Source organism: Stenotrophomonas sp. FW305-3-2-15-E-LB1, from assembly GCF_058787375.1.
In genome coordinates, this window is record NZ_JBYSZR010000011.1 from 12,398 (window position 1) to 24,772 (window position 12,375).

Annotated in this window: 10 protein-coding genes; 8 read left to right on the forward strand and 2 right to left on the reverse strand. The window is 68.0% G+C overall.

Translation table 11 applies throughout. The features are described 5' to 3' along the window. Positions 1-26: 26 nt before the first annotated feature. Positions 27-1,235, reverse strand: coding sequence for a glycine C-acetyltransferase (gene kbl, locus AC3WL7_RS10105; RefSeq protein ID WP_108758314.1), 1,209 nt, complete (start codon positions 1,233-1,235; stop codon positions 27-29). A 196-nt stretch (positions 1,236-1,431) separates the two neighbouring features. Here kbl and AC3WL7_RS10110 point away from each other — a divergent pair, with 196 nt between their 5' ends. Beyond that, positions 1,432-2,127 carry a TorF family putative porin gene (locus AC3WL7_RS10110; RefSeq protein ID WP_079220780.1) on the forward strand — a complete coding sequence of 232 codons (696 nt, stop codon included), beginning with the start codon at positions 1,432-1,434 and terminating at the stop codon, positions 2,125-2,127. Between the two features lie 93 nt (positions 2,128-2,220). Here the strand turns inward: AC3WL7_RS10110 and tdh are convergent, their stop codons facing one another. Beyond that, on the reverse strand, positions 2,221-3,243 hold the full coding sequence (tdh, locus tag AC3WL7_RS10115; RefSeq protein WP_079225101.1) for an L-threonine 3-dehydrogenase: 1,023 nt from the start codon (positions 3,241-3,243) through the stop codon (positions 2,221-2,223). 409 nt (positions 3,244-3,652) lie between these two features. Between tdh and AC3WL7_RS10120 the strand changes: the two genes are divergently transcribed. The 7 genes from AC3WL7_RS10120 to AC3WL7_RS10150 all read left to right on the forward strand — a co-directional run bounded on the left by AC3WL7_RS10120 (position 3,653) and on the right by AC3WL7_RS10150 (position 12,268). Further along, positions 3,653-5,815 carry a S46 family peptidase gene (locus AC3WL7_RS10120; protein ID WP_492750177.1) on the forward strand — a complete coding sequence of 721 codons (2,163 nt, stop codon included), beginning with the start codon at positions 3,653-3,655 and terminating at the stop codon, positions 5,813-5,815. 270 nt (positions 5,816-6,085) lie between these two features. Next, positions 6,086-6,730, forward strand: a complete 645-nt coding sequence (locus tag AC3WL7_RS10125; protein ID WP_079220782.1) for a histidine phosphatase family protein — start codon at positions 6,086-6,088, stop codon at positions 6,728-6,730. 34 nt (positions 6,731-6,764) lie between these two features. Continuing rightward, positions 6,765-8,036 carry a bifunctional tetrahydrofolate synthase/dihydrofolate synthase gene (gene folC / locus AC3WL7_RS10130; RefSeq protein WP_492750178.1) on the forward strand — a complete coding sequence of 424 codons (1,272 nt, stop codon included), beginning with the start codon at positions 6,765-6,767 and terminating at the stop codon, positions 8,034-8,036. Between the two features lie 79 nt (positions 8,037-8,115). Continuing rightward, complete coding sequence (locus AC3WL7_RS10135) at positions 8,116-9,150, forward strand: SPOR domain-containing protein (RefSeq protein ID WP_200733261.1); 1,035 nt, start codon at positions 8,116-8,118, stop codon at positions 9,148-9,150. A gap of 37 nt (positions 9,151-9,187) precedes the next feature. Then, positions 9,188-9,937, forward strand: a complete 750-nt coding sequence (locus AC3WL7_RS10140; protein WP_108746035.1) for a CvpA family protein — start codon at positions 9,188-9,190, stop codon at positions 9,935-9,937. Between the two features lie 30 nt (positions 9,938-9,967). Beyond that, a complete protein-coding gene (gene purF / locus AC3WL7_RS10145) occupies positions 9,968-11,434 on the forward strand; it encodes an amidophosphoribosyltransferase (protein ID WP_492750179.1) in 1,467 nt (488 codons plus the stop codon). Between the two features lie 9 nt (positions 11,435-11,443). Continuing rightward, positions 11,444-12,268, forward strand: a complete 825-nt coding sequence (locus AC3WL7_RS10150; protein WP_492750180.1) for a ferritin-like domain-containing protein — start codon at positions 11,444-11,446, stop codon at positions 12,266-12,268. Positions 12,269-12,375 lie beyond the last annotated feature (107 nt).

A 12,375-nucleotide genomic window follows, 5' to 3' on the forward strand; every position in this document is an offset into this window, starting at 1 on the left:
CTGTGGCGATCCGCCCCCGGTTCTGATCAGCCCTTGATGACGCCCAGTTCCAGGCCGATGCGGGTGAACGCATCGATGGCGCGGTCCAGGTGTTCGCGCGTGTGTGCGGCGCTGATCTGGGTACGGATGCGTGCCTGGCCCTTGGGCACGACCGGGAAGAAGAAGCCGATCGCGTAGATGCCTTCTTCCAGCAGGCGCTGGGCGAACTTCTGCGCCAGCGGTGCGTCGTACAGCATCACCGGGCTGATCGGGTGCACGCCCGGCTTCACGTCGAAACCGGCGGCAACCATCTTTTCGCGGAAGTAGCGGGTGTTTTCCACCAGGGTGTCGCGCAGGTCATCGGCGGCGGCCAGCATTTCGAAAGCCTTGATGCCGGCGGCGACCACGTGCGGCGGCAGCGAGTTGGAGAACAGGTACGGGCGCGAGCGCTGGCGCAGCAGCTCAATCACTTCGGCGCTGGCGCAGGTGAAGCCGCCCAGGGCGCCGCCCATGGCCTTGCCCAGGGTGCCGGTGATGATGTCGATCTTCTCCAGCACGCCCTTCACTTCGGCCGAGCCGCGGCCGCTGGCACCGAGGAAGCCGGTGGCGTGGCATTCGTCGATGTGCACCAGGGCGTTGTACTTCTTCGCCAGCGCGGTGATCTCGTCCAGCGGGGCGATGAAACCGTCCATCGAGAACACGCCGTCGGTGGTGATCAGCTTGGTCTTGCAGCCGGCGGCGTCAGCGGCCTGCAGCTGCGCTTCCAGATCGGCCATGTCGCAGTTGGCGTAGCGGAAGCGCTTGGCCTTGCACAGGCGCACGCCATCGATGATCGAGGCATGGTTCAGTGCGTCGGAAATGATCGCGTCGTTCTCGCCGAGCAGCGGCTCGAACAGGCCGCCGTTGGCATCGAAGCAGGCCGCATACAGGATGGTGTCCTGCTTGCCGAAGAAGTCGGCGATCTGCTTTTCCAGCTGCTTGTGCAGGTCCTGGGTGCCGCAGATGAAGCGCACCGAGGCCATGCCGAAGCCGTGGGTATCCAGGGCGTCCTTGGCCGCCTGGATCAGGTCCGGGTGGTCGGCCAGGCCCAGGTAGTTGTTGGCGCAGAAGTTGAGCACGGTGCGGCCATCGTCGAGGGTGATCTCGGCCGACTGCGGGCTGGTGATGATCCGCTCGGACTTGAACAGGCCCTGGGCGCGGATGGCGTCCAGTTCCTCGGCGTAGTGGCGGGTCAGGGCAGAGGAGGTCTCGGTCATGGCGTGGGCACGGCTCAGCACGGGAAACCGCTGATTCTACCGGGCAACGGTGGCCGGCAGCCGTCCGCAGCGGGCCATCGCCATGGCCGGCACATGTTGCATCGCAATATCAAACAGGTTAAAAAACCGTGAACCGGTAGCGATGCCGCCGGCCGCGCCCCCCGCCTCCCCCCGCCACCGCCATCCGGAGATGCACATGAAGCCTGCCCGCAGCTGCCTCGCCCTCGCCGCCGCCCTCTGTCTCGCCCCCTTCGCCGCCAGTGCCCAGGATGAGGCCGCATCGCCGTACAGCTGGAACGTGACCGGCGTGTCCGACTACGTGTTCCGTGGCGTCTCCCAGACTGATGAAGATCCCACCCTGCAGGCTGGCTTCACCTATACCAGCCCGGTTGGCCTTTACGCCGGTGTGTGGGGATCGGGTGTCGATTTCGGGCCGGGCGACCCGAACGTCGAGCTGGACTACCTGATCGGCTACGGCATCGACGTCAGCGACAAGGTCAACTTCGACGTGCTGCTCAACCGCTACACCTATCCCGGTGCCAGCGAACTGAACTACAACGAGTTGATCACGACCACCACGTTTGCTGAGCAGTACAAGCTTACCGTGGCCTACACCAACGACCTTTCTGGTTCGGATACCAAGAGCTGGTACTACGCCGTTGGCGGGGAGTGGGGCCTGCCGCAGGACTTCACGCTGAGCGCCAACGTCGGCCGCACCACGCTTGAAACGGATTACGGCAAGGATTACACCGATTTCAACGTCGGCGTATCCCGTCAGTTCGGCATGTTCAACCTGGGCGTGGCCTACCACGGCACCGATGGCGCAGGCCGCGACAACAACGGCAAGCTGGCCGACAACCGCGTCGTGTTCACCGTCGCGATCGGCAACTGATCCGGCGCTGCTGTTGCCCACGAAAAAGGCGCCCGATGGGCGCCTTTTTCTTTGCCGCAACGCCGGGCATGGCCCGGCGCTACCGTATGGCGGTCAGTTCCAGCTCAGCACGACCTTGCCGGCCTTGCCTTCTTCCATCAGGTCGAAGCCCTTCTGGAAATCGTCGATCGGCAGCTGGTGGGTCATCACCTTGCCCAGCGGGAAACCGGACAGCACCAGCTGGGTCATCTTGTACCAGGTCTCGTACATCTTGCGGCCGTAGATGCCCTGCACGGTCAGGCCCTTGAAGATGATCTTGTCCCAGTCGCAGCCGGCGCCCCTGGGCATGATGCCCAGCATGGCGATCTTGCCGCCGTGGTACATGCAGTCGAGCATGTCGTTGAAGGCGCGCGGGTTGCCGCTCATTTCCAGGCCCACGTCGAAGCCCTCCATGTGCAGTTCCTTCATCACGTCCTTCAGCGACTGGTTGGCGACGTTGACCACGCGGGTGGCACCCATGTCGGCGGCCAGCTTCAGGCGGAAGTCGTTGACGTCGGTGACCACCACGTTGCGTGCGCCGATGTGCTTGCAGATGCCGGCGGCGATGATGCCGATCGGGCCTGCGCCGGTGATCAGCACGTCTTCGCCGATGACGTCGAATTCCAGCGCGCAATGCGCGGCATTGCCGTACGGGTCGAAGAAGGCGGCCAGTTCCGACGGGATCTGGTCCGGGATCGGCCACAGGTTGCTGGCCGGCATCACCATGTATTCGGCGAAGGCGCCGTTGACGTTGACGCCGATGCCGACGGTGTTCGGGCACAGGTGCGGGCGGCCGCCGCGGCAGTTGCGGCAGTGGCCGCAGACGATGTGGCCTTCGGCCGAGACGCGCTGGCCGACTTCATAGCCGGTGACGGCCGAGCCGAGTTCGGCGATGCGGCCCACGAACTCGTGGCCGATGGTCAGGCCCGGCTTGATGGTGCGCTGGCTCCAGTCGTCCCACAGGTAGATGTGCAGGTCGGTACCGCAGATGGCGGTCTTTTCCAGCTTGATCAGGACCTCGTTCGGACCCGGCGTCGGCACCGGAACCTCTTCGAGCCAGATGCCCTTGGCTGCTTCGCGCTTGACCAGGGCCTTCATCGTTTGCTGCGCCATCGGGTGGAACTCATCAGGGGGAAAACGCGGATTATAGAGGCCCGGGCGGAATTCCCATGTTGCGCTGCGGGTGCGTTGGCGGAACGAAAGGCCGGGGAGCACGGGCGTTTCGAACGCAGCGCGAACGGCGGCGCCTGCCTTCTTCTGGGGGAGGGCGCGCGGCCACCCTGGCCAGGACACGCAAAATCCCCTCCATGGTGCTCGATGGCGCCATCCATGGCGCCAATGGTCCCGGCCAGGGTGGCCACGCGCCCTCTGGACGCTCCCCGCGAGCGCGGAGATCACCGGCCGGGAGAGGGCGCGAAGCGGCCAGGCGCGGCCCATGACTTCCGGGCATCGGGGCGGGGCAGGGGGCTGGGCTACACTCGGCGGTTCTTTCACCAGGGGCCGCTCGATGCGCTCGAACCTGCTTGCATTCTCCGTCGTCGCCAGCCTCGGGCTGGTCCAGGTCGCCCATGCCGCCGAAGGCATGTGGGTGCCGCAGCAGCTGCCGGAGATTGCCGGCCCGCTGCAGAAGGCCGGCCTGAAGCTGTCCCCTGAACAGCTGGCCGACCTGACCGGCGACCCGATGGGTGCGGTGGTTGCGCTGGGTGGCTGCACCGCCAGCTTCGTCTCCCCGCAGGGCCTGGTGGTCACCAACCACCACTGTGCCTACGGCGCCATCCAGCTCAATTCGACCGCGCAGAAGAACCTGATCAAGGACGGCTTCAACGCGCCGACCCGGAAGGACGAACTGAGCGCCGGCCCGAACGCCCGCGTGTTCGTGCTCGACCAGATCACCGACGTCACGGCCCAGGCCAAGGCCGCCATCGCCGCCGCCGGCAAGGATCCGCTGGCCCGCAGCCGCGCCCTGGATGCCTTCGACAAGGCCCAGGTGGCCGCCTGTGAAGCCGACGCCGGCTTCCGCTGCCGCCTGTACTCGTTCAGCGGCGGCAACACCTACCGCCTGTTCCGCAACATGGAAATCAAGGACGTGCGCCTGGTCTACGCGCCCCCGGGCAGCGTCGGCAAGTTCGGCGGCGACATCGACAACTGGATGTGGCCGCGCCACACCGGCGATTTCTCGTTCTACCGCGCCTACGTCGGCAAGGACGGCAAGCCGGCGGCGTTCTCGGCCGACAACGTGCCCTACCAGCCCAAGCACTTCCTGAAGTTCGCCGACCAGCCGCTGGGCGCCGACGACTTCGTGATGGTGGCCGGCTACCCGGGCCGCACCAACCGCTACGCCCTGGCCGGTGAATTCAACGAGACCGCCAGCTTCACCTACCCGACCATCGCCCGCCATTACAACGCGGTGCTGAAGATGATCGACGAGGCCGGCAAGGCCGACCCGGACGTGAAGGTGAAGTACGCCGCCACCGCTGCCAGCATGAACAACGTGGCCAAGAACTACCTGGGCCAGCTGGAAGGCTTCAAGCGCATCGATGCCGCTGGCCAGAAGCAGGCCGAGGAAGCGGCCGTGCTGGCGTGGCTGAAGAAGCAGGGCACCGCCGGCAAGCCGGCCCTGGCCGCGCACGCGCAGCTGCTCCAGCACCTGGACACCAGCAAGGCCACGCGCGAGCGCGACCTGTTCGTGTCGCAGTTCAACAACACCTCGGCGGTCAGCGCCGCCATCACCCTGTACCGCCTGTCGATCGAGCGCGCCAAGCCGGACGCCGAGCGCGAAGCGGGCTACCAGCAGCGCGACCTGACCACCATCGAAGGTGGCCTGAAGCAGATGGACCGCCGCTACGTGGCGAAGATGGACCAGCAGCTGCAGACCTACTGGCTGGACCAGTACGTGGCCCTGCCGGCCGCGCAGCGTGACAACGCAGTGCTGAACACGTGGCTGGGCGGCAGCAACGAGGCCGCCGTGAAGTCGCTGGTGGGCAAGCTGTCGGGCACCGAGCTGGGCAACCTCGACACGCGCCTGAAGTGGTTCAACGCCGACCGCGCCGCCTTCGAAGCCAGCACCGATCCGGCGATCCAGTACGCGGTGGCCGTCATGCCGGCGCTGCTGAAGCAGGAAGAACAGCGCAAGATCCGCGAAGGCGAATCGCTGACCGCGCGTCCGCTGTACCTGCAGGCCGTGGCCGACTACAAGAAGAGCAAGGGCGAGTTCGTCTACCCGGACGCCAACCTGTCGCTGCGCATCACCTTCGGCAACGTCATGGGCTACGGCAAGGACGGCGTGCAGTACACCCCGTTCACCACCCTGGAAGGCGTGGCGGCCAAGGAAACCGGCGAAGACCCGTTCGATTCGCCGAAGGCGCTGCTGGATGCGGTCAAGGCCAAGCGTTACGGCGGCCTGGAAGACAAGCGCATCGGTTCGGTGCCGGTGAACTTCCTGTCCAACCTGGACATCACCGGCGGCAACTCCGGTTCGCCGGTGCTGGACGCGCACGGCAAGCTGGTCGGCCTGGCCTTCGACGGCAACTGGGAATCGGTCAGCTCCAACTGGGTGTTCGACCCGGTGATGACCCGCATGATCGCCGTGGACAGCCGTTACATGCAGTGGATCATGCAGGAAGTGGCGCCGGCGCCGCAGCTGCTGAAGGAACTGAACCTGGCCAGATAAGGTAGTGCCGGCCACTGGCCGGCAACTCCACCGGGCGGATCATCCACGCATGGCGTGGATCTACTGACCTGGCCAAATAAGGTAGTGCCGGCCGCTGGCCGGCAACGCTGGCGGTAACCGTCTGCAACCTGAAACCCCGCGACCCCGGTCGCGGGGTTTTTTCATGCCCGACCGGCCGGGTCCGCCGAACAGGTATCATCCCTGTTCCGCGTACTTCACAGGATGTGAACGAAACGCGGAAACCTCCTCCCCCCAGGACCCCTTGTTCGCATGCGCATCCTGCTTGCCCGTCACGGCGAAACGCCGTGGAACGCCGAAGGCCGCTACCAGGGCCAGATCGACATCCCGCTTTCGCCCATCGGCGAAGCCCAGGCCCAGGCCCTGGGCGCCCGTCTCGCTTCGGTGGACATCACCCGTGCCGTGGCGTCGCCGCTGTCGCGCGCCCAGCTGACCGCCCAGCTCGCCCTCGGCGCCGACCGCGCCGGCATGCTGCAGACCGAACCGGACCTGCAGGAAATCGCCCACGGTGAGTGGGAAGGCCTGCTGGCCAGCGAGATCAACGAAAAAGACCCGTCGCGCCTGAAGGCCTGGCGCGAGGAACCCGATACCGTGCTGATGCCCGGCGGCGAATCGCTGCGCCTGGTGCTCGAGCGCAGCTGGCGCGGCCTGGCCCGTGCCGCCGAAGGCCTCGGCGAACATGACACCCTGCTGGTGGTCGCCCATGACGCGGTCAACCGGGTGATCCTGTGCAAGGTGCTGGGCCTGCCGATTTCCCGCCTGTGGACCTTCCGCCAGGCCCCGACCACCCTGAACCTGCTCGAAGGCGCCGACCTGGACAGCCTGGAGGTGGTGCGCCTGAACGACTGCGCCCACCACACGCCGTTCTTCGGCGAAGCCAAGCACCGCGCGCTCTGATCCCGAACCATCTGCTTCTGCTGGAACCCCTGCCGTGACGAACACCCCGACCACCCTGGCCGACTGGCTGGACTACATCGAACGCCAGCACCCGGCGACCATCGACATGGGCCTGGAGCGCGTGCGCGCCGTGACCACCGCGATGGGCCTGGGCGCGCCGGCCAAGCGCACCATCGTGGTCGGTGGCACCAACGGCAAGGGTTCCACGGTAGCGTTCATCGAGGCCATCGGGCGTGCGGCCGGTTGGAAGGTCGGCGCATACACCTCGCCGCACCTGCTGCGCTACAACGAGCGGGTGCGCATCGATGGCCAGGACGTGGACGACGCCGCGCTGGTCGCGGCGTTCAACACGGTGGAAGCGGCGCGCGGTGACATCACCCTGACCTATTTCGAGTACGGCACGCTGGCCGCGCTGCAGCTGTTCGCCGATGCCGGGCTGGACCTGGCCGTGCTCGAAGTGGGCCTGGGCGGGCGCCTGGATGCGGTCAACATCATCGATGCCGATGTTTCGGTCATCACCACCGTGGACATCGACCATGCCGAGTGGCTGGGCGAGGACCGCGAGGCGATCGGCGCCGAGAAGGCCGGCATCATCCGCGGCTGGAAGCCGGTGATCCTGGGCGAGACCGACCCGCCGTCCAGCGTGCTGGCACGCGCCTACCTGGTGGGCGCCAATGCCATCCGCGGCGGCAGTGATTATTTCTATGAGCCGATCGACGCCCAGCGCTGGCGCTGGCGCGATGTCGGCCTGCGCATGGAACTGCCGACCCCGTCGCTGGCCGCTCCGATCCAGCTGGCCAATGCCGGTGCTGCCATCGCCGCACTGCGCGCGCTGGACCGGCCGGTGCCGCGTGCGGCCTGGGCCGCCGGCATCGCCGCCGCGCGCATCGCCGGCCGCATGCAGGCCTTCGAGCGCGATGGCGTGCAGATCCGCGTGGACGTCGGCCACAACCCGCAGGCCGCGGGCCAGCTGGCCCGCGCGCTGAACGCCGAAGTGGCGCCCGGCCGCACCCTGGCGGTGTACGCGGCGCTGCAGGACAAGGACGCCGCAGGCGTGGTGCAGGCGCTGCAGGACAGCGTCGCGCAGTGGACCCTGGCCGGGCTGGAAGGCCCGCGTGGGCAGACCGCGCAGCAGTTGCAGGCCCGCCTGGCCGATACCCCGGCCGCGACGGCCGCGCTGGCCGACAGCGTCGAGCAGGCGCTGCAGCAGGCATTGGCCCAGGCCGAGCGCGGCGACCGGGTGCTGGTGTTCGGTTCGTTCCACACCGCAGCGGCAGCGTTGCAGTGGCTGCAGGACCACCCCTGATCCACGTTCAGCCAGCGCCGACGCCGTCCGCTCCGGCACCCGTATAATCGACCCATCTCCAGCCTGTCGCCTGCCTCACGTGGATACGCCCCTGAAACAGCGTCTGATTGGTGCCATCGTCCTGGTGGCCTTGGCCGTGATCTTCCTGCCGATGCTGGTCAAGGGGCCTGCCCCGGACAGCGGCGTGGCCAACGTGCCCATCGCCGCGCCCGACGCGCCGGCCGATGGCCAGTTCGAAACCCGTGAGCTGCCGCTGGTCGCCCCGGCCGGTGGCGCCACCGGCCTGCAGAGCGGCCAGGCCAAGCCGGTCGAGGACGCCGCTGCGCCGGCGACCCCGCCCACCGTGGATACCTCGCCAGCCGTTGCCGCCGGCAACTACGCCGTCACCTTCGGTGCCTACGGCAGCCAGGCCGATGCGGATGCCGTGATCGCCTACCTGAAGCGTTCGCAGCTGCCGGGCTTCACCGAAACCGCATCGATCAATGGCCGCCCGGCCTGGCGCGTACGCGTGGGGCCGTATGCCGACCGCGCGCAGGCCGAAGCCGCGCGCCTGCAGGCGGTGAAGGTCCGTGGCGACGTCAAGGCAGAAGTCATCACCCTGGATGCCAGTACCGCGCCGTCTTCGGCCGTGGCTGCCACCCCGGCCGCGCCCAGCGCGAGCACGCCGGTTGCTGCACCGTCGCCGTCGGCTGCCGCCAACCCGGTACGCAGCGAAAGCCTGCCGGCCAGCACCCCGGCCGCCGCCACGCCGCCGGCCCCCAAGCCGGAAGCCCCCAAGCCGCAGCCCAAGCCTGAACCGGCCAAGCCGCAGCCGAAGCCGGAAGCAACGGCCAGCAAGCCCGAGGCCCCGGCCACGCCAGCAGCCCCGGCTGCCAGCGGCATCGGCTTTGCCGTGCAGCTGGGTGCATTCGGCCAGGCCAACGATGCCAATGCGCTGCGCGACAAGGTCCGCGCCGCCGGTTTCAGCGCCTTCGTCGAGCAGGTCCGCACCGAGAAGGGCACCCTGCATCGCGTGCGCGTCGGGCCGGTGGCCAACCGCGCCGACGCCGAGCAGCTGAAGGCGCAGGTCGCCGCCAAGGTCGGCGTGGCCGGCATGGTGCGACCACACCCATGATCCGGCCGATCGCCCGCCGTAAGCAGGAGGGGGCGACGTGATCGACATCGTGCTGGGCGTGCTGATTGCCGCCTCGGTGCTGTTCGGCCTGATGCGTGGCTTCATCGGCACCGTCGTCGCCCTGCTGTCCTGGCTGCTTGCGGCCTGGGCCGCCTTCACCTTCGGCAGTGAGGCCGCACACGCCTGGGCCGCGCCGCAGCCGCCCGGCAGTGGTCACTACCTGGCCGGTTACCTGGGCGTCTTCATCGCAACGGTGGTGGTGGTCGGCCTGCTGGGCCTGCTGCTCAAGGCTGCCATCAAGCTGACCCTGCTGGGCGGCGTGGATCGCCTGCTCGGCGGTGCGCTGGGCCTGCTGCGCGGGCTGCTGCTGGCCAGCGTGCTGCTGCTGCTGGCGGGCTTCACTGCGTTGCCGGGCGAGCCGTCGTGGCAGCAGTCGCAGCTGCGGCCGCTGCTGCAGCCGGCCGTCGCCTGGATGCAGGCGCAACTGCCGGCCTGGGGGGAGGGCCTGCCGCTGGATGGCCTGCTGCCCGACCATCTGCCCTTGCCCCTGCCGGAAAACGCCCCATCTGCTGTGCAGGTGTTGGGCAAGCCGGTCATCACAGGCGATAATGGCGTCCTCAACGAGGTAGTGGCGGGCGGCGGATGGCCGCGGCCCGTGGACGCACAGCAGGAGCCCGTCGCGGCTTCGGCACTGCCCAGCAGCATCGAGCCGGCGCCCGAGCGTCCGGCACGGCCCGCGCCCGCTGCGGGCGGAACCCCAGGCCAGGTACGGCCACCTTCCTTGTAACTGGGCACGGCCCAGCGGAGACCTCGCACCATGTGTGGCATCGTCGGAATCGTCGGCAACCAGAACGTCGCCGGGCAGTTGTATGACGGCTTGACCGTCCTCCAGCATCGCGGCCAGGACGCGGCAGGCATCGCCACCGCCAGCGGCAGCCGCCTGCGGGTGCAGAAGGCCACCGGCCTGGTCCGCGACGTGTTCGACGCCCGCACCATGTCCACCCTGGAAGGCAACATCGGCATCGCTCACGTGCGTTACCCGACCGCGGGTTCGGAAGGCATGGACGAAGCGCAGCCGTTCTACGTCAATTCGCCCTACGGCATCGCGCTGGCCCACAACGGCAACCTGATCAACACCGAGGACCTGCGCCGCCAGGTGTTCGAGCAGGACCGCCGCAACGTCAACACCGATTCGGACAGCGAAGTGCTGCTGAACGTGTTTGCCTACGAACTGGAACAGCAGCGCCAGCTCAGCCCGGAAGCGGCGATCCGTGCCGTGGCCGGCGTGCACCGCCGCTGCAAGGGCGGCTATGCGGTGGTCAGCGTGGTGCTGGGCCTGGGCCTGGTCGCCTTCCGCGACCCGCATGGCATCCGCCCGCTGGTGCTGGGCAAGCGCAGCCACGCCGAAGGCGACGAATACATCGTGGCGTCCGAATCGGCGGCGCTTGACGTGCTGGGCTTCCAGCGCGTGCGCGACGTGCAGCCGGGCGAAGCGCTGGTGATCACCGCGCGCGGCGAGCTGTTCTCGGAAATCTGCGCCGATCCGGCCGAGCACACCCCGTGCATCTTCGAATACGTGTACTTCGCACGCCCGGATTCGATGATCGACAACGTCTCGGTGCACAAGGCGCGCATGCGCATGGGCATCAAGCTGGGCGAGAAGATCCTGCGCCTGCGCCCGGACCACGACATCGACACCATCATCCCGATCCCGGACACCTCGCGCGATGCCGCGCTGGAAATCTCCAACGTGCTCGGCGTGAAGTACCGCGAAGGCTTCATCAAGAACCGCTACATCGGCCGCACCTTCATCATGCCGGGGCAGGGTGAGCGGGTGAAGTCGGTGCGCCGCAAGCTCAACCCGATCCACCTGGAGTTCCGCAACCGCGTGGTGCTGCTGGTGGACGACTCGATCGTGCGCGGCACCACCAGCCAGCAGATCGTGCAGATGGCCCGCGATGCGGGCGCGCGCAAGGTCTACCTGGCCAGCGCCGCGCCGCCGGTGCGCTTCCCGAACATCTACGGCATCGACATGCCGGCGGCCGAGGAGCTGGTGGCGCACAACCGCACGGTGGAAGAGATCGAAGCCCACCTGGGCTGCGACTGGCTGATCTACCAGGACATCGAGGACATGGAAGCGGCGGTGAGCGAGGGTAATCCGGCGCTGCGCAATTTCGATTCGTCCTGCTTCAACGGCCATTACCCGACGGGCATCGAGCCGGGCTACTTCGAGCGCATCCAGCAGCTGCGTTCGGACGACGCCAAGCACAAGCGCCGCGCCTGAGGTACAGCCGTGGTCGATGTGCCCGACGTCGGTGGCGACCTGCTGCGCGCTGCGCAGAAGTGCCTGGCCGAAGCCCACCCGCTGCGCAAGGTGGCGCTGACCCAGGCCTACGCGGCGGCGTTCCGCGCCGGGCGCCTGAAGGTGGCCGCCGACGCGCCGCCGCCTGAAGCGATCCGCATGCCCGGCCGCCCCGCGCGGCTGGTGCTGGTGCACCCGCGGCAGGTGCCGCGGCGTGGACTGGGCGGAGTGGAAGGCCGCGCCGCCTTCATCCACGCCATTGCCCACATCGAACTGAACGCGATCGACTTGGCCTGGGATGCGGTGTATCGCTTCCGTGGCCTGCCCGCGGCGTTCCATGCCGACTGGGTGAGCTGCGCCGACGACGAGTCGCGGCACTTCCTGCTGCTGCGCGAGCGGCTGCAGGTGCATGGCCACGAGTACGCCGATTTCCCCGCGCACAACGGCCTGTGGGAGATGTGCGAGAAGACCGCGCATGACGGTCTGGCGCGCATGGCGCTGGTGCCGCGGGTACTGGAAGCGCGTGGGCTGGACGTGACGCCCGGCATGATCGAGAAGCTGCGCAATGTCGGCGACGCTGAAACCGCCGATGTGCTGGAAGTGATCCTGCGCGAGGAAGTCGCGCATGTTGCTGCCGGTTCGCGCTGGTACCGCTGGTACTGCGAACGCGCCGGCGTCGAGCCGCGCGCACGCTTCAAGGAACTGCTGCTGGAATATGCCGGCGGCTACCTGCACGGTCCGTTCAATCTGGAAGCGCGCCTGCTGGCAGGCTTCGACGCCGACGAGTTGGCCAACCTGATCGAACAGGCGGGTTGATCACGCCGCTGGCGTCATCCACGCATGGCGTGGATCTACTTCAGGTACCGGGCCGCGATGCACGTAACGCGTCGGGTCGCGGGTTGATCCACGCCATGCGTGGATGC